Annotated in this window: 15 protein-coding genes; 11 read left to right on the top strand and 4 right to left on the bottom strand. The window is 45.2% G+C overall.

Annotation, left to right across the window (positions count from 1 at the left end):
- Positions 1-203: 203 nt before the first annotated feature.
- The 8 genes from IQP38_RS16550 (at position 204) to IQP38_RS16515 (ending at position 8,973) form a co-directional block, all read left to right on the top strand.
- Positions 204-1,397, top strand: coding sequence for a glycine C-acetyltransferase (locus IQP38_RS16550; protein ID WP_005375095.1), 1,194 nt, complete (start codon positions 204-206; stop codon positions 1,395-1,397).
- Between the two features lie 44 nt (positions 1,398-1,441).
- On the top strand, positions 1,442-2,473 hold the full coding sequence (tdh, locus tag IQP38_RS16545; protein ID WP_005383983.1) for an L-threonine 3-dehydrogenase: 1,032 nt from the start codon (positions 1,442-1,444) through the stop codon (positions 2,471-2,473).
- Between the two features lie 389 nt (positions 2,474-2,862).
- On the top strand, positions 2,863-3,408 hold the full coding sequence (locus IQP38_RS16540) for a spore coat U domain-containing protein (RefSeq protein ID WP_005375099.1): 546 nt from the start codon (positions 2,863-2,865) through the stop codon (positions 3,406-3,408).
- A gap of 39 nt (positions 3,409-3,447) precedes the next feature.
- Positions 3,448-3,945 (top strand): spore coat U domain-containing protein, encoded by a 498-nt coding sequence (locus tag IQP38_RS16535; RefSeq protein ID WP_017820521.1) that lies wholly within the window; start codon positions 3,448-3,450, stop codon positions 3,943-3,945.
- Between the two features lie 20 nt (positions 3,946-3,965).
- Positions 3,966-4,721, top strand: a complete 756-nt coding sequence (locus tag IQP38_RS16530) for a molecular chaperone (protein ID WP_005375103.1) — start codon at positions 3,966-3,968, stop codon at positions 4,719-4,721.
- A 17-nt stretch (positions 4,722-4,738) separates the two neighbouring features.
- A complete protein-coding gene (locus IQP38_RS16525; RefSeq protein ID WP_193837842.1) occupies positions 4,739-7,147 on the top strand; it encodes a fimbria/pilus outer membrane usher protein in 2,409 nt (802 codons plus the stop codon).
- The gene (locus IQP38_RS16520) at positions 7,144-8,112 is read left to right on the top strand and encodes a spore coat U domain-containing protein (protein WP_193837768.1); all 969 of its coding nucleotides are present in this window, start codon (positions 7,144-7,146) and stop codon (positions 8,110-8,112) included. Before IQP38_RS16525 ends, IQP38_RS16520 begins: the two co-directional genes overlap by 4 nt.
- Before the next feature lie 141 nt (positions 8,113-8,253).
- Positions 8,254-8,973, top strand: a complete 720-nt coding sequence (locus tag IQP38_RS16515; protein ID WP_005375106.1) for a carbonic anhydrase — start codon at positions 8,254-8,256, stop codon at positions 8,971-8,973.
- A gap of 72 nt (positions 8,974-9,045) precedes the next feature.
- Here the strand turns inward: IQP38_RS16515 and IQP38_RS16510 are convergent, their stop codons facing one another.
- Positions 9,046-10,149, bottom strand: coding sequence for a mechanosensitive ion channel family protein (locus IQP38_RS16510; protein ID WP_005375107.1), 1,104 nt, complete (start codon positions 10,147-10,149; stop codon positions 9,046-9,048).
- 301 nt (positions 10,150-10,450) lie between these two features.
- On the opposite strand from IQP38_RS16510, the gene IQP38_RS16505 reads away from it, so the two are divergent.
- Positions 10,451-10,798: a helix-turn-helix domain-containing protein gene (locus IQP38_RS16505; RefSeq protein WP_005375109.1), complete on the top strand. Its 348-nt coding sequence runs from the start codon at positions 10,451-10,453 to the stop codon at positions 10,796-10,798.
- 90 nt (positions 10,799-10,888) lie between these two features.
- On the opposite strand, the gene lldD is transcribed toward IQP38_RS16505, so the two are convergent.
- Together lldD and IQP38_RS16495 are read right to left on the bottom strand one after the other, a co-directional pair.
- A complete protein-coding gene (gene lldD, locus IQP38_RS16500) occupies positions 10,889-12,028 on the bottom strand; it encodes an FMN-dependent L-lactate dehydrogenase LldD (protein ID WP_005383962.1) in 1,140 nt (379 codons plus the stop codon).
- A gap of 315 nt (positions 12,029-12,343) precedes the next feature.
- A complete protein-coding gene (locus IQP38_RS16495) occupies positions 12,344-14,035 on the bottom strand; it encodes an L-lactate permease (RefSeq protein ID WP_017635488.1) in 1,692 nt (563 codons plus the stop codon).
- 162 nt (positions 14,036-14,197) lie between these two features.
- Here IQP38_RS16495 and IQP38_RS16490 point away from each other — a divergent pair, with 162 nt between their 5' ends.
- Together IQP38_RS16490 and IQP38_RS16485 are read left to right on the top strand one after the other, a co-directional pair.
- Complete coding sequence (locus IQP38_RS16490; protein ID WP_005375112.1) at positions 14,198-15,097, top strand: LysR family transcriptional regulator; 900 nt, start codon at positions 14,198-14,200, stop codon at positions 15,095-15,097.
- A 120-nt stretch (positions 15,098-15,217) separates the two neighbouring features.
- Positions 15,218-17,251 (top strand): prolyl oligopeptidase family serine peptidase, encoded by a 2,034-nt coding sequence (locus tag IQP38_RS16485; protein WP_137283033.1) that lies wholly within the window; start codon positions 15,218-15,220, stop codon positions 17,249-17,251.
- 242 nt (positions 17,252-17,493) lie between these two features.
- Here IQP38_RS16485 and IQP38_RS16480 read toward each other — a convergent pair whose 3' ends face one another.
- Positions 17,494-19,125: an ABC transporter ATP-binding protein gene (locus IQP38_RS16480; RefSeq protein ID WP_193837767.1), complete on the bottom strand. Its 1,632-nt coding sequence runs from the start codon at positions 19,123-19,125 to the stop codon at positions 17,494-17,496.
- Positions 19,126-19,150 lie beyond the last annotated feature (25 nt).

Genomic DNA, 19,150 nt, shown 5'->3' with positions numbered 1-19,150 from the left:
TAACAACCTTATAGAAAAGCATTAATCGAACTTGTGCCTAGGATTCATTAATGCTTTTCCACCTTAAGGTATAATCCTTCCTCCTTCCTTGAATTACACTACAATTAATTGATGAGTGATAGCCCGTGACGCCCGTCACATAAAGGCTAAGCCTAATTCTAAACGAGTAAATACTCGCCAAAATAACTAGGAAGGAATTTCAAATGTCTTCTGCATTCTACCAACAGATTCAGCAGCAAATCGAAGAAGTAAAGGCGGAAGGCCTTTACAAATCAGAGCGTGTCATTACGTCTCAACAGCAAGCGGCTGTTAAAATCTCTACTGGTGAAGAAGTACTAAACTTCTGTGCGAACAACTACCTTGGTCTTGCTAACCACCCGGCACTTATCGAAGCGGGTAAAGCAGGCATGGACGAGCACGGCTTTGGTATGGCTTCAGTACGTTTTATCTGTGGTACGCAAGACATCCACAAAGAGCTTGAGCAGAAGCTTTCTAAGTTCCTAGGTAAAGAAGATACGATTCTTTACACATCATGTTTCGACGCAAACGCGGGCCTATTTGAAACTATTCTAGGCAAAGAAGACGCAATCATCTCTGACGCTTTAAACCACGCGTCAATCATCGACGGTGTTCGTCTATGTAAAGCAATGCGTTTCCGCTACTCAAACAACAACATGGAAGAGCTAGAGCAACAACTGATCGCTGCGAAAGAAGCAGGTGCTCGCCACATTCTTATCGTAACGGACGGTGTGTTCTCAATGGACGGCGTAGTAGCAAACCTTCCGGCTATCTGTGACCTAGCAGAGAAGTACGGCGCGTTGACTATGGTTGATGACTCTCACGCTGTTGGCTTCATGGGCAAAACAGGTGCAGGTACGCACGAGCACCACAACGTAGTTGACCGTATCGACATCATCACTGGTACGCTAGGCAAAGCAATGGGCGGCGCTTCAGGCGGTTACACATCTGGTAAAGCGGAAGTGATTGACTGGCTACGTCAGCGTTCTCGTCCATACCTATTCTCTAACTCTGTTGCACCAGCAATCGTAAGCGCTTCTATCCGCGTTCTAGATCTACTAGAAGAGAGCGGTGACCTACGTGATCGTCTATGGGAAAACGCAGCACACTTCCGTACTCGTATGGAAGACGCTGGTTTCACAATGGGTGGTGCTGACCACGCAATCATTCCGATCATGCTTGGTGACGCAAAAGTAGCAGCAGAATTCGCAGAGCGTGCGCTGGAGAAAGGCATCTACGTAATCGGCTTCTCATTCCCTGTAGTACCAAAAGGTCAAGCACGTATCCGTACTCAAATGTCTGCGGCGCACTCTCGCGAGCAGCTAGACCGTGCAATCGACGCGTTCATCCAAGTTGGTAAGGACATGGGTCTTATTTAAGATTCTAGGCCTTAGACAATAGGGCCTTTAATTAAGGTTACATTATGAAAATTAAAGCATTATCAAAGCTAAAGCCTGAAGAAGGCATCTGGATGACTGAGGTTGATAAACCAGAAGTTGGCCATAACGACATTCTGATCAAAATTAAGAAAACCGCTATCTGTGGTACAGACGTACACATCTACAACTGGGACGAATGGTCACAAAAGACAATTCCAGTGCCTATGGTTGTTGGTCACGAATACGTGGGTGAAGTGGTTGCGATTGGTCAGGAAGTTCGTGGCTTTGAAATCGGTGACCGCGTATCTGGCGAAGGTCACATCACGTGTGGTCACTGTCGTAACTGTCGTGGCGGCCGTACTCACCTATGTCGCAACACGATTGGTGTGGGCGTTAACCGTGAAGGTGCATTCGCTGAATACCTAGTGATCCCAGCGTTCAACGCGTTCAAGATCCCTGAAGGCATCTCTGACGATCTAGCGTCTATCTTTGACCCGTTTGGTAACGCAGTACACACAGCACTTTCTTTCGACCTAGTAGGCGAAGACGTGCTTATCACAGGTGCTGGCCCAATCGGTATCATGGCAGCAGCGGTTGCTAAACACGTTGGTGCTCGCCACGTAGTGATCACAGACGTGAACGAATACCGTCTAGAACTTGCTCGTAAGATGGGTGTAACACGCGCAGTAAACGTGGCTGAAGAGAAGCTAGAAGACGTAATGGCTGAGCTAGGCATGACAGAAGGCTTCGACGTTGGTCTAGAAATGTCTGGTAACCCAGCAGCATTCAACTCAATGCTAACCACAATGAACCACGGTGGTCGCATTGCACTACTAGGTATTCCACCGTCAGACATGGGTATCGACTGGAACCAAGTTATCTTCAAAGGCTTGGTGATCAAAGGTATCTACGGTCGCGAAATGTTCGAAACTTGGTACAAGATGGCTTCACTGATCCAATCTGGTCTGGATCTATCGCCAATCATCACGCACCACTACAAGATTGATGACTTCCAAGAAGGCTTCGATGTAATGCGCAGCGGTATGTCAGGCAAAGTTATTCTTGATTGGGAATAACTTATTCAAGTAAGAAATGCGCTCCTTTTTGGGGCGCATTTTTGTTTCATGAAGATTCTTGTTTCGGGAAGAAATGGTCGCCAATCTTTTCTAAACTTCTCGTGTCGTTCTGCTACTTTTTTTAGATTTTTTCCACTCAACTTCACCCTACCTTCTAACTCATTGTCGATTCTGTATTTGGAACAAGATAATAACCATTTGTTTTTAGTGGTTATTTTTTAGCATTACATGCTTAAAAATCGTCACTTTTAAGTTTAATATTTTTATTTGCTGTTCGTCTTTATCCTTATCCTGCTTCTTTTTATTGTTTTACATTTTATATGCATTTGGTTTGTCATAATTGAGCTATAACTAATAAAAAGGTTACCGATATACAGTGGAATGTAAAAATGGAGCTTTATATGAAAAGATTTTATCTGATGATGCCTCTGCTCTTAACCTCATTTAGTTGGCAAGCGAGTGGAGCGTCAGTGAGCGGTACGATTGATGTTTCAATTAACCTTGTACAAGGTTGTGTGATTAATGGAAACAATGCGGTAGATGCAGCTTCTGGCGTTGGCTTTGGCTCACTCGCCTTTGGAGACGTGCCTGCAATCTTCAGTGAACAAGATGGTGTGGTAAATGGTGGTAGTGCGACGGGTATTGAAGTGCTTTGTAGTAACGGTGTGACACCGACGTTTACATTGGGCACCGGATTGTATGATGCAAGTGCGACCGTTGGTACCTACGCGATGTCAAATGGCGCGCAATTTATTGATTATACGTTGTTTACCGACTCAGACCGAAGCACACAAATTATACAAGGCGGGACGGTAGCTCTGTCTGAATTTACTAGTGCAACATCGCAAACTATTGAGCTTTTTGCGAAAGCTTACGGTACGAGCAGCATTGCCGGCACATACTCCGATACCATCAGTGTGACGCTAAGCTGGTAAAACGTGACGCTGGTTGTTAGGGGCTTTTCACTTGTCGCGATGAGTTTGTGCTCTTTAACTGTGCTGGCTGATGCGACACAAACTTTTCAGGTGTCTGCCACCGTAGATACAGGTTGTTTGATTAACGGCGCAGTACAAGAAGAAAGCGCAACCCAAGCTGGGCAAATAGGCACGTTAGATTTTGGTGAGCATTCTTCAGTTTACGCGACGGAAGTACAAGGCAGCATCACTTACAGTTCATCACTCACATTAAGTTGTACTCCGGGTATTACGATGAATGTTTCCGTAAATGGCGGGATGAATGCATCGGACGGTGTACGTAAGCTAAAGCACAGTGAAGAAGCGACAACGGTAGATTACTTTTTGTTTCAGGATCTAAATTATACGCAGGTGCTTGATATTGACACGCAATATTCCGTCGATACCGACCAAGACCCAGATAATATTCAGTTTCCTATCTGGGCAAAGGCGACAATAAATGGGAATGAAATGGCTGGAATTTATATGGATACGCTGACGCTGACATTAGAGTGGTAAGTGAACTTTGGAGGGGTGAAATGGAATTCATACTCAAAAAACTATTATTAATAACCTTCCTTTTTGTTTTTTTCTCAAATGCCAATGCTAACTCATTATTAATTTGGCCGATTTACCCCAAAATATCAGAGGAGAGTAATGCAACATCACTTTGGATGGTAAATAAAGGCAGTGTTGATTCTTATTTACAGGTGAGAATTTTTAAGTGGGAACAAAACGAAGGAGAAGATAGTTATTCAAGTCAAAGCCAGTTAATTGCAACCCCTCCGTTTGTCAAAATTGAACCAGGTGAAAAGCAGTTAATCCGCATCATCAACCAAGATGAGGCCTCTGCGGGTAAGGAGTATGCATACCGAGTGATCATAGATGAATTACCGCCAACTCAAAACCCTCAAACAGAATTGACGGAAAATGAACTCGCTGTAAAAGTCCGAATGCGTTACTCGATACCTTTGTTTATTTACGGGAAAGGGCTGACTGATACTCAAAAACCAAACCGTGACAGTGAATTATGGGATGATTTACAGGCACAGTTTATTAAGAAAAATAATCAGCGTTTTGTTCACATTAAAAATTCAGGAAAACACCATGTTCGCTTAGTGAATTTACAGTTGAATCTACCAAATAAAGATCCTGTCGTTATTTCCGATGGACTAGCTGGCTATATTCTTCCTGAACAGTATAAGGTTTGGTCTATTCCCCATAGTAATGTCAGACCCTTGAGTTTGAGCGCGAATATTGGAGGTAAACGTTACCAAATACCATTGAAGCAATAATGAATAGATTTAATACAATGAATGCTTTCTTTTGGTTGGTATTACTTAGCGTAACGTGGAGCAGTATTGGTCTTTGTGCAAATTCAGCAAACCACTTCTCTGAGCTACCGAGTCCTGAAAATTTCTCATTAGAAAAGTTTGAGAATATTAGCCTCAATCTGGAGTTGGTGATCAATCAAAGAGCAACCGGGCTTGTTGCGAAAGTTGAGCGAGTTGGCGATCAGTTCTTTTTGCTCCGGGAGGACCTCATTTCAGTTGGGGTTACCGCCAAGTCGTTGCCTGGAACCGAAGAGAGACTTGAGGTTACGTCTATCCCAGGTGTTAACGTGCGTTACTTGCAATCGTCATTGCAACTCGCAATTGACGTACCGCCTAATTGGTTACCGATGCAGAATTTATCAGCGCAGGATATGGGGCGATTTTCCCCGGCTCAGTTTGGGCGTGGTGGCCTGCTTAACTACAACGTATTTGGTGTGTACGAGAACGAAAGCCGACAAAAGGAGGTTTCTATCAATCATGAAGTCAGAGCCTTTTCTGAGTTTGGCGTTTTTTCTACTACCGGGATATTTAAATCTAACTTTCATCGCGATGTTCAGTCCCAGCAAAGCAGCCAGTACACTCGTTTTGATACGAGTTACGAGTACGTCAATCAAGAGAAGCGAATTCGTATGGAGGTAGGGGACTATATTGTTCGCCCTTTATCTTGGAGCCAACCAGTAAGACTGGCGGGTATTCAGTTGTCACATGATTTCTCTATGCGTCCGGATGTCGTGACGACGCCGTTACCTGCATTTTATGGTGAGGTCACAGCGCCCACTACGTTAGATTTGTTTATCAATGGCTTTAAAACTGACTCAATGAATGTTGGGCCCGGTCCTTTCATTATTAACGATATTCCAATGCTCTCTGGTGCTGGGGAAGCAACGGTAATTGCAACGGATGCTCAAGGTAAGCAAACGGTCATGACCAGCCCATTTTTTCTCTCTTCCGATCTACTGAAGACCGGATTTACATCTTACAGTGCGAGTATTGGTGCGATCAGAGAAAATTTCGGTAATGCATCTAACGACTATGGAGACGGTGGCGTGGTTACCGCTCTGCGTCATGGCATGACTGATTGGTTAACATTAGAAGCTCAAGCTGAAGCAAAAGGTGACCTGATCGTTGCGGGGCTGGGCTTTGTCACTAATGCTTTCAACTTGGGTACGGTGGATGCCTCGTTTCGTGTGAGTAATTTTCAGGATCAATCTACCTCATATGCGCTAGGTTATAGTTATCAGTCTCGGCTGTTTAGCTTCGCTGCTCGAACTCAAGTAGAACAAGCCGACTTTTATACCTTATCTCATTTACCAAATTACGAAATGCTCGATGAAGGCAAAGACGCTTCACTCGCGTCGCGCCATCTATCACAAATCAATATGGGAGTCCGTTTGGGAGATTGGGGCTCACTTTCTGGTGGGTACTTTGATATTCAACAATCCGACTCAGATTCACGTACCCTAAATCTCACTTATAGCTACGCTCTGCCTTTTAATATCAATATGTCCCTTTCTTACAATCATAGTATTGGTGGTCAGAGTGTTACGTTGGCGCAATTCTCTCTACCTTTCAGTTCTTTGGGGGGAAGTTCGGGGCTAACGCTGAAAAGAGAGGACGGTGGCGATGTGCGAGGGCGAGTGGGTTACAGCCGCCTTGCGCCAATACGAGGTGGGTGGGGCGTCAATTTAGCGCATGATATTAACGAACACCCAGAAAACCGTAAACAGGCTGATTTGACCTACCGTGCGTCATGGGCGCAGTTCAGAGCGGGGTTAAATGGCACCAGTGGCGACTATGATTATTTTGCGGAAATGGCAGGTTCGGTCTCTACGTTGGATGGAGAAATATTCCCGGCGAATGAAGTGTATGACAGCTTCGCTGTGGTGAGCACCAGTGGTTTTGAAGGTATTCCGGTTAAATATGAAAATCAAATTGTCGGAGTGACAGACGATGAAGGTTACCTACTTGTTCCTTGGGCTACGGCGTATTACACCGCCAAATATGAAATCGATCCACTTAATTTACCTGCCAATGCTGCGTTTTCTGCAACAGAGCAGTTTGCTTCGATACATTCGGGCTACGGCTACCTGTTAGAGTTCCCAATAGAGCTACAAATTGCACTGAGCATGACGGTGGTAGACGAAAATCATTTGTTCCTTCCGATTGGTACATATGGCCGCTCAGAAACGGGCTTAACAAGCCAAATTGGTTGGGATGGTTTTACGTACTTTGAAGGCGTTGACCCAGGCCGCTATATTCAGTTTTATCCTCAAGGACAGCCGCCATGTAAAGTGTTTATTGAGGGGTTGTATCAGCGTGACAGTCAAAAAATACAAACATTGCCTGAGCAGGTTTGTATCAAAGCCGAAGAAGAGACCGCACTATGATTTTGCGCAGCTGGTTTGCTAGCCTACTTCTCTTTTTCTCGTTCTCGACAATGGCTTGTCAGCTCACGGCGGCAACACCTTTAATCTTGTTTGGCAATGTTTCTTCGTTTACTGTTTCAAGCTCTCAGCAGCAAAGCTCAGCTCAGCCTCATGCGGGGATTACGTGTGACTTTTCTACACTTGTGTCTTTGTTAAGTGGCGACTACGTATCAGCAACGTTTAACAGTATAAATAATGGTTTGCTATTAAATGAGGATGATCCGAGTTCGGAGCTCAGCTATCAGATTTTTGGCGATCCAGGTCTTTCACAAGAGTATGTATTCGGCCAAACTTACAATTTTTTTGAAATCGGGTTACTCGATTTACTCGGGTTGTTTGGCACTCAAGCTGAGTTTCCGCTTTATGCTCGGACGGGAGCGGGTAGTAATCTTTCCGCTGGGACTTATAAAGACCAAATCACCGTATCCTGGATTTGGGATTACTGTAAGGGTATCGGGGTTCTAGGGGTATGCATTGGCCGCGCCAATGGCAGCGCTCAAAGCGTGATTACGGTTGAGTTGGAAGTGACCCCTGATTGTATGATCACAGCGCCAGATATTGATTTTGGTTCATCCCCATTAGTGGCCGGTTTTGAACCAGTCAGTCAGGTTATATCGTTAACTTGTACCAAGAATAGTTCCTTCTCCATTGGCTTGAATGACGGCCTAAATGCGTCCGGCGGTCAGCGACGAATGATTTCTAGTGGTCACTATTTGGAGTATGAAATCTATAAGTCATCATCGATGGATCGCTGGGGAGGAACCAGTTCTGAACGTCGTGAACACAGTGACGTCGATACTGGCGGCTCTATTCCTGATGGTATCACTCCACAGAATTATAATTATCGCACGCAGATACTAACCAGCCAAACGACCCCTCCTGCAGGTACTTACACCGACTCAATAATCGTTGACGTTCAATTTTGAGCATCATGTCAATTACATCATTAGAGGCTTCTATTCCAAAAATCTTTTGTAATCATAGTTTTCACTCTGTCACTGCTTAATTTTGTGAGATTAGTATGGCTTTATTCTCACGGAATTTAACTTTCAGAAATAAGGAAAATGATGAAGAAGTCACTAACAACATTAGGTTTGGCACTGGTATTTACAGGAACAGCTTATGCAGCAAGCTGGGGCTACGAGGGAAACCATGGACCTGCTCATTGGGGTGAGTTTGCATCTGAGTGCGCAAAAGGTCAAAACCAGAGCCCAATCAACATTGAATCGGCGACCGAAGCGAAGCTAGAAAAATTGAATTTCGACTACGAAGGTAAGGCAATTTCACTGCTGAACAACGGTCACACTTTACAGACTGGTTTAGAAGGTAAAAACACACTCACCATTGATGGTAAAGAGTTTACGTTGAAACAGTTCCACTTCCATACGCCATCTGAAAACCATGTGGACGGTAAAGAATACCCTCTAGAAGCACACTTTGTGCATGCCGACAAAGTAGGTCATCTAGCTGTTGTCGCGGTGTTCTTTAAACTGGGTGACGCGAACCCAGATTTAGCTAAGATGCTAGCTAACATTCCAACTAAAGATCAAGATGTTACCATCAAGGTTCCATTTGATGCGGATGCCCTTATCCCAAGTGATAAAGACTACTACCGCTTTAACGGCTCACTAACGACACCACCATGCTCTGAAGGTGTGCGTTGGTTGGTGATGAAAGAAGCACAAACTATTTCTCCTGAGCAGATAAAATCTTTTTCGGAAGTAATGGGGAAAAACAATCGCCCAATCCAACCGCTGAATGCACGTATGGTGTTAACGCAACAATAACCACTTCATGCGAAGAAAAATAAAAAGCCCGCTTAAACATAGCGGGCTTGATTATTTGGGTATTGGTGAAAACTAGAAGCCGTGATCTTCTTGCTCTTCCGCTTTTACCATTTGTATAGGATCAAGCTTAAGCGTCTGAGTAGGGAACGCGATATCTGCATCGTGTTCTTTAATGATGTTGATTACCTTAAGCAGTATGTCCTGCTTAACCTCATGGTATCTCACCCAATTCACGGTTTTAGTAAAGGTATAGATAAAGAAGTGCAATGATGATGGACCGAATGTATCGAAATTAACGATAAGTGTTTGGCGTGCATCAATGTCTTTGTGATTTTTCAGCATTTCTTTTACCGCGGTGATAATTTGCGGCATTTTTTCTGCATCGTCGTAACGAAGTCCAATTTTTTCGTAGATACGTCGGTTCAGCATGCGAGATGGGTTTTCTACGACAATGCTGCTAAACACTGAGTTTGGTACATACAGTGGACGCTTATCGAAAGTTCGGATAATGGTCATGCGCCAGCCAATGCGTTCTACTGTCCCCTCTATTTGTCGGTCTGGAGAACGGATCCAATCGCCAACTTTAAATGGACGATCGAAGTAGATCATAAGACCTCCAAAAAAGTTAGACAGCAAATCCTTCGCCGCTAAACCGACGATCAAACCACCAACACCACCGAAGGTAAGGAGGCCCGATAGTGACAGACCAAATGCCTGCATTACGGTTAGAATTCCGACGGTAATAAAGAACAGGCGCGCGACCTTAGCTATCGCTTGTACTGTTGTTTCATCTCGGTTCTTTTGTTCGAGAACATGCTCTTCAACATTGGTAATGAGCCGCATAACGGTCCATACGAAGATGCTGATGATTAAAATCAGTTTCAGCGTACTTAACCAGTTTATTTTATCGTTGAGCTCGCTCTCCAATATGATGCCGATAGAGACGGTTGCTGGCCAACACCAAATGAGTGTACTGACTGGCGCTTTTAGCGCATCAAGCAACATATCATCCCAGTGGAAGGGCGTTTTCTCTACGAGCGCAGCGAGGCGAGAGCGAATCAGCCGCCAAGCTATCCAAGCTATAAAGCTAGCGAGCGTAATGAAAAGGACGCTCCCACTCCAATTTTGATGAGACGTTTCAATGTAGCTTTGTAATTCGGTAAACCACTGTGGCATATGTAACTTATTTCTAGTGAACCATGGAAGGAAAGGTAGCAGATATTACTCCTTCACCCCAGTGATTTCCTTTAAATCATTTACTTATGTCTAAACCGTCCGAGATGGACTTTTCCTTCCGATGACAAGATAGTCACCTCAATGTTCTGTTGAGCGACCGCCTCATGCATGTTCAGAGGTACGCTACCAATGATTGAGGGTTGATATTTGGACGATCAATTATAACTTCTCTGACTTATCGCTAACATTTATCTTAAGTAAGTGTGAGAGTGTATTGGCTCTTGAATTAGCGGAGGCAGATATGGAATTTACAGAGCTGGATCGAAACGCGCTCTACGACATCTGGATGTCACAAAAAGCCAAAATGCACATCACTCAAATGGAAATGGCGAAGCGCCTTGGTTTGAGTCTACACGAGTTTTCTGGCTTGTTACGTGGTAATTCTCCACTGACGCTAGGTTTTGTAAAACAGCTATGCGAGCAGCTACATGTACGTCCTGGTCAGGTGATTCCGTCTTTGACGGAGCGTGACCTATCTGCATCTGGTACCGTTTATTTACAAAATCGTGTGACGGTGGATGGCGATATCAGTAACGTGTTTATCGACGGAAACCAAGTCGTGATCGAGTACGTTCACCAAGTTAGCTAGCTTGCTCGTCAAATTATCGGGTTGAAGAGCAATAAAAAACGAGCCACTGTTGGCTCGTTTTTTCGTTTCTGTTTTGCTCGATTGCAAAGATTATGGGATTTTCACTAGCGAATCGCGTGAAAGATCCGCGATAGACTTAGCGCCAGTCAGCGTCATTGCTACACGCATTTCTTTATCGTACAGATCCAGTAGATTTTCAACGCCTGCTCCGCCTTGTGCTGCCAATGCGTACACAAATGAACGGCCAAGAAGCGTACAGTCTGCACCAAGTGCGAGCATACGAACGACATCAAGACCAGTACGAATACCAGAGTCTACGAAGATCTTAAGATCACCTTTTACCGCATCCGCAATGCTTGGTAGTGCTTTAGCGCTTGAAAGTACGCCATCTAACTGACGGCCACCATGGTTAGATACCACAATGCCGTCCGCGCCGAAACGTACCGCATCTTTCGCGTCTTCTTCATCTAGAATGCCTTTGATAACCATTGGACCATCCCAAAAATCACGAATCCACTCAAGATCTTTCCAGGAGATAGAAGGGTCGAAGTTTGCGCCTAACCAGCCGATGTAATCTTCTAGCTTTGTTGGTTCGCCACGATAAGTTGAGATGTTACCTAAGTCGTGCGGTTTACCAAGTAGACCCACATCCAGCGCCCAGCTTGGGTGGCGCATCGCCTGGAATACACGACGCATGGCCGCGTTAGGGCCACTCATACCTGAATGCATGTCACGGTAACGTGCGCCAGGAACTGGCATATCAACGGTAAACACCAGCGTTGTTACGCCTGCTGCTTTTGCACGCTCAAGTACGTTCTTCATAAAGCCACGGTCTTTAAGTACGTAAAGCTGGAACCACATTGGACGTTCAATTGCAGGTGCGACTTCTTCAATCGGACAAACCGAAACAGTCGACATAGTAAACGGGATGCCTTTTTTCTCGGCTGCTTTTGCTGCTTGCACTTCGCCTCGGCGCGCGTACATACCAGTTAGACCAACAGGAGCTAGCGCGATTGGCATTGCCAGTTTCTCACCGAAGATCTCGGTTTCGAGGCTCAAATCTGTCATATCGCGTAGGACGCGTTGGCGAAGAGCGACATCACCTAAATCGTCAGTATTACGCTTCAGCGTGCGTTCGTCGTAAGAGCCGCCATCAATATAATGGAATAGAAACGGGGGAAGCTTGGCTTTCGCGGCAGCGCGGTAGTCAGTAGAAGCTGAGATAATCATAATGGTGTCCTAGCGGTTATTCTAAGCAAAGTTGTGGAGCAATTTGCTCTTTCGTTGAGCCTTCATCGCAAAGCAGTGAAGACATCAAAATGAGTATAGTTACCTATGGTTCACTTACGTTTGAATCGGTGATGTTGGTAACCCATTTACATAATTGGTTGAAAAATTTTATTAAATCACTCAATCAGTTATGCAAACTGGAAAGGGTGACACAGCTGTCGGGGGAATTGATGTAGCAAGCTAAATCAACATGTCGGGGTAGTAGTGCAGACAGCTGTGTCAAATTAGGCAGGGCTGTAAACCCTGCATTTCGCGTTACTTCATTAAGACATCTGTCATTTGGAAGCCATAAATCAGCACCAATCCAATAATGCCTGTCATTACAATGTAGTAGAACGTAGGGATAATCGTTTTACGCAATGTTGCGCCTTCTCGACCAAGCAAACCTACCGTGGCTGATGCGGCAACAACGTTGTGAATCGCAATCATGTTACCTGCAGCAGCACCGACGGCCTGGAGTGATACAACAATCACACTCGAAATAGACAACGTTTGTGCCACTTCGAATTGGAACTGGCTGAACATCATATTTGATACCGTGTTTGAGCCAGCGATGAACGCACCCAGTGCACCAACGGTGGCACTCAGCGCTGGGAACGCAGAACCAACAAGGTCAGAGGCGAAGTTTGCGGTTGTGACGGGCATACTTGCTAGGTCAGCACCGTTGATGCCTGAGTTGATAAAGATACGAACCATCGGAATGGTAAATACCAAGACAAAACCCGCCCCAATCAGTGTTTTGCTTGACTCGCCAAACGCTTCACGCAATGGCTTTACACTGCCGCTTTGTAACATTGCAGCAAGTAGTGCGACAAACACCAGAATGCCACCAGGAAGGTATAACGGCTGAATAGCAGCGCTAACGCCAGTCTCACCAAGAATGTTGCTGAACGACAAACTTACGCTTTGTACAAAGCCTTTCAGCTCAGGGCTAACGCGGCTTGCGACGAGAATAACTGCCAGCATTACATATGGAACCCAAGCTTTTACGATGCTCATTGGCTTGCCCGGATTGTCGTTTAGATCGACTTTTAGCGAGCCTAACCACTCTGCAGGCCATTTGTCTTCGCTTTCGAAATCCCACTTAGTCTTTGGTACTAAGAAGCCTTTTTTCGCTGCGGTAACAACGATAGACAGACCAACCAAACCACCGATAAGTGAAGGGAACTCTGCGCCCAAGAATACGCCGGTTAACGCGTATGGAACGGTGAAAGAGACACCAGCGAATAGCGCAAATGGTAGAATATCCAGGCCTTCACTCCAGCTTCTGTTCTTGCCGAAAAAACGTGTTAACATCATCGCCATTAATACTGGGATCATCGTACCTACGACTGCGTGAATGACAGCAACGTGCGCTGTGATATCTTGCAGGTACATTTCCCACGTTGCACCTTGTGCGGCCAACGACTCACTGATGTTATGGGTGTCTAAACCTTTGTTTACACCTACGATGATAGGCGTGCCTACCGCGCCGAATGAAACAGGCGTAGACTGAATCATCATGCCCATTAGGACAGCGGCTAGCGCAGGAAAGCCGATTGCAACCAGTAGTGGTGCAGCGATTGCTGCCGGGGTACCGAACCCAGAGGCGCCTTCAATGAACGAGCCAAAACACCAAGCAATGATGATGGCTTGTACACGGCGGTCAGCCGAAATATCGGTAAATCCATTACGGATTGTGGTGATCGCTCCAGTGTGTTTTAAAGTGTTGAGCAAGAAGATGGCACCAAACACGATCCATAGAACAGAGACAGTAATGCCCAGTCCTTGGAATACGGAGGCCAGTACGCGATTGGCTGACATATCCCAAAACATTAGTGCGATAGCGACGGTTAGACCGAACGCAATAGGCATGGCTTTTTTAGCAGGCCAGTTGAGACCAACCAATAAGATGGCGGCAACAACAATTGGCGAAAATGCCACTAGGGCAAGTAGGGTTTCACTCATTTGTACATCCTTCGTACGCTGACTTCTCGAACGGTGTCAATCCGCTGTAGAGGTGACTTTTTGTTGTAATGGTTTTGTTAATTTGGCGTGAATTTACTCCTTTATTTTTTGTTGATATAGGGAAATAATGAAAATAATTAATTCCAAAAGTGACATAATGGTATGAGAGCAGACGACTTAATCCTATTTTCTCAAGTAATCGAACTTGGCAGCTTTAGTAAGGTTGCAGAGGCAAATAACCTTACAAATTCGGTAGTTAGCAAAAGAATGGCGAGGTTGGAGGAAGAAATAGGGGCTCAGCTATTATATCGAACAACGCGCAAATTAACCTTGACCGAGGCAGGTAAGGTGTTACTCCACAGTGCTAAAAATGTGAAGCAGGCCACTCAGGAGGCTATGGATGCTGTTGCAGGCTTTGGAGAGAATGTGAGCGGTCATATAAAAATGTCCGTGCCGTGTATCTCTGGAGATTTGATACTTGCTGATGCTGTTGCCGAGTTTTGTAACCTTCATCCGGGTCTGACCGTGGACATGTCATTGGATAATCGCTTTGTCGATTTAGTGGCTGATGGTTACGATTTAGTCATTCGAACTGGCTACCTAGCCGACTCTAGTTTGATCGCACGACATATTCTCGATTCCCAATGGGTGGTATGCGCGTCACCTTCTTATATTGCGAAAAATGGGAAACCGATCGAGCCGATTGATCTCACCACGCACAATTGTCTGCAATACGCTTACCAAACCACAGGTGCAACGGATTGGGAGTTTAAAGGAGAAGATGGCAATTACATCGTCAAAGTATCGGGCTGCTTTTCTACTGATAACGCGACCGCATTACGTAAAGCCGCTCTGGGCGGCCATGGTATTGCTTACGTCCCGCGCTGCTTGGTGTATCACGATATTCGTAATGGTCAACTGGTGGATATTTTTCCTGAATTAGTAGGTAAAAAGTTGGGTATCTACGCGGTGTATCCGTTTACTCGTCAACCACCGAACAAAGTGAAGCTGCTTATTGAGCACATTCGTGACCGGTACTTAACGATATCTCATTATTTCTAGGTTCTTCATAGATTTAAAACAATGTCGTTGAAATCAAAATTGGGTGCTCTAAGGTAATCACCGCAATAAAACGATTGAAGATAAACAACTTAATAAAAACAACGGAGTAACACGGACGTTATGCATTACCCAAAAACACGTAAAGATTCTGTCGTGGACACTTATTTTGGTCACGACATTGCCGACCCTTATCGCTGGTTAGAAGATGATCGCAGTGAAGAAACCGCACAATGGGTTTCGGGTCAAAATTCGGTCACCTTCGATTTCCTTGGTCAGATACCGTACCGCCAACAAATCCGTGACTTAGTGGCGAACAGTCAAAACTACGAAAAATATTCCCAGCCATTTGTACGTGGTGACTACACCTACTTCTACAAAAACGACGGTTTGCAAAACCAAAGTGTATTGTATCGACGTAAAGGCGAGGGAGAAGCCGAGGTTTTCCTTGATCCAAATACTTTCTCCGAAGAGGGCACGACCTCTCTTGGCGAAGTCAGCTTCTCTAAAGACTACCGTTTGGTCGCGTATTCCATCTCAGAAGGGGGCAGTGATTGGCGTAAGATCTTTGTCATTGATACGGAAACCAAAGAACAGCTAGAGCCTGAGATTGTTGATGCGAAGTTTACGTCGATTTCTTGGCTGGGCAGCAAAGGCTTCTATTACTCAAGCTACGATAAGCCGCAAGGCAGCGAGTTGTCTGCTCGAACTGAGCATCACAAGCTTTATTATCATGAACTTGGTACACCTCAATCTGAAGATAAAGTGATTTTCGGTGAGTTGGATACGCAAGTTCATCGTTATGTGTCTGGTACGACGACGACAGATGATCGCTTCCTCATTATCTCTGGCGCAGAATCTACATCGGGTAATCGTCTGTTTTATATTGATTTACAGTCTGAGTTACAGGCAATTGTGACGCTGCGCGAGACAACGCAAGGCGACACCTACTTAATTGATAGCCAAGACGCAACCTTGCTGCTTTACACCAACCTAGACGCGCCGAATGGCAAAGTTGTCAGCTACAACACTCAGACAGAACAATGGGCTGACGTGATTGCTGAACAAGAACAGCCGTTAGAAATCAGCAAAGGTGGCGGTTATCTGTTTGCGACTTATATGGTAGATGTGCTTTCTAAAGTGCAGCAGTTTAACTACCAAGGTGAGTGGATTCGAGATGTACAATTGCCGGGAGAAGGCACGGCTTATGGTCTGGCGGGTAAAAAAGAAGAAACCACACTTTATTACACATTCACTAACTACGTGACGCCTCCGACGATCTTCTCATTTGATGTTGAGTCTGGTGAATCGACACTGTTTCAAGAATCAAAGGCACCGTTCGATCGTAATGAGTATGAATCAAAACAGGTGTTTTACACCTCAAAAGACGGCACGCAAGTTCCGATGATCATTTCATACAAGAAGGGCGTTGCACTTGATGGTAGATCACCAACCATGTTGTATGGTTACGGCGGTTTTAACATCAGCCTTACTCCAATGTTTTCTGGCAATGTAGCCAACTGGCTAGAGTTGGGTGGTATATACGCTGTCGCCAACATGCGAGGCGGCGGTGAATACGGTAAAGCCTGGCACAACGCAGGCACTCAGCAGCAAAAGCAAAACGTATTTGATGACTTTATTGCGGCGGCGGAATACCTGATTGAAAACGACTACACTAGCTCGGATCGCCTAGCGATTCGCGGTGGTTCTAATGGTGGTTTGTTAGTTGGAGCGTGTATGACGCAACGCCCTGAACTATTCAAAGTCGCGCTGCCTGCGGTTGGCGTGCTTGATATGCTGCGTTATCACACGTTTACTTCTGGAGAAGGCTGGAAGTATGACTATGGCACGTCGGAGCAAAGTGAAGCGATGTTCCAATACTTGCTTGGTTACTCTCCTGTTCACAATGTAAAAGAAGGCGTGCAATATCCTGCTACCTTGGTGACAACTGCTGATCACGACGACCGAGTTGTGCCAGCACATTCGTACAAATTTATTGCGGAGCTGCAAGACAAACAGCAAGGCGCTAATCCAGTATTGATACGCATTGATGTTAATGCCGGTCATGGTGCAGGAATGCCGCTGAGTAAGCAAATTGACCTCACCACAGACGTGTATGCATTTACGTTACATAATATGGGTATTGAGTCGATTTAATGCCCTAGTTGTTAGAAACTTCTGAGAATAAAAAAATGCCGCGACAGTGTCGCGGCATTTTTCATGGTTGGGGGAACTCAATTCATACTGTTTGCCAGTATTTGAGCCAGGTTGACTAAGTCTGACTCTTGAACCAACCAGTCTCGGCGGCCAAACCGAAAGGCAGCTACGCCATTCTTAAGACAAGATGAATTTATCACCTTTTCTTAATCCTAGTTTATGAATATGAAACTGTGATGAACCTAAGCCGCATTGTGCTGATTTTCACTGTTTTCAAGATCAAATGAGGCATCTATCAGTTTTTTCGTGTAGTCATTTTTAGGGTTTTGGAAAATCTTTTCGGCCGTACCTTGTTCCATGACCTCGCCCTTTTGCATGACTAGAACACGATCAGAGAGTGCTTTAACTACTGATAGATCGTGGCTAATAAACAAGTAGCCAATATTGTGTTTTTTCTGCAAATCTTTCAGAAGGTCAATCACTGTCAGTTGCACCGAGCGGTCTAATGCAGAGGTTGGCTCATCAAGCAGAATAAACGAAGGTTCAAGGATCAGTGCTCGCGCGATAGCAATACGCTGACGCTGGCCTCCTGAAAACTCGTGCGGATAACGGTTGATGGACGCGGGATCTAAGCGGACCTCACGGAGCACGTCGCGCGCTTTCTGCATACGTTCTTTTTTACTCAACATTGGTTGGTGGACAGTTAATCCTTCTGTGATGATCTCGCCGATAGTCATACGAGGAGAAAGCGAACCATAAGGGTCTTGGAATACCATCTGAACGTCTTTTTTCAGCTCAAAACGTTCTTTGTTTGTCAGCAAGGCCATATCTTGGCCTTTATATTCTATTTTGCCAGTTGAGGGCAGTAGACCTATCAAAGCTCGGCCGAGTGTAGACTTACCTGAACCGGACTCCCCAACGATCCCGAGGGTCTCTCCTTGTTTAAGCTCAAGAGAAATGCCTTTTACCGCTTCGAAGTACTCATTCTTGCTCGCAATAAAATGCGACTTTACCAAGAATTTGACTCGTATATCGTCGGCCTTTAAAAGCTGTGTAGCACTTTCGCTAATAGGCTCCTTACTGCCTTTAGGAATCGAGTTGATTAGCATACGTGTGTATTCGTGCTTTGGGTCCTCGAAGAGTATTTGCGTTTCGCCTTCTTCGACGACTTCTCCTTTACACATTACAATGACACGATCTGCAAAGTGTTTTACGACGCCTAAGTCATGAGTAATAAATAGGATTGCCATGCCCATCTGAGCCTGAATTTCTTTAATCAGGTGCAACACTTCTGCTTGAACCGTGACATCCAACGCTGTTGTAGGTTCGTCGGCGATCAAAATATCGGGCTCGTTAATCAGTGCCATCGCAATCATGATGCGTTGCAATTGACCACCAGAAAATTCGTGTGGGTACTTGTTGTACGCTTTTTCTGGGTTTGGCATATGAACTAATTCAAACAGCTCTAACACCTTTGCTTTTGCTGTTCGTCTGTCGACCGGGCGGTGACACATGATGGCCTCAGCGACTTGGATACCCACCCGCATGTACGGGTTTAGTGAGGTCATCGGCTCTTGAAAAATCATGCCAATGCGATCACCGCGAATACTTTGCATTTCACGCTCTGTTTTATCCAAGATGGAGCTACCCTCAAACATGATGGATGAGTTTTCATGCAAAATAGCGTTGTCTGGCAGTAGTTTCATCAGTGCATTGGTTGATACTGACTTGCCAGAGCCAGATTCGCCAACGATGGACAGCGTCTCGCCTGCTTTTAAATCGAAGCTAACATTCTTTACTGCATCGACGATCCCATCGTTTGTCGTAAAGCTGACTGATAGGTTGTTCACCGAAAGAATGGTTTTAGAAGACATCACAGATCCTTGTGGTTGATAAAGC

The organism is Vibrio sp. OPT41, from assembly GCF_015163595.1.
In the GTDB taxonomy this organism is placed as follows: domain Bacteria; phylum Pseudomonadota; class Gammaproteobacteria; order Enterobacterales; family Vibrionaceae; genus Vibrio; species Vibrio alginolyticus.
This window is presented reverse-complemented; position numbering and strand designations above follow the sequence as displayed.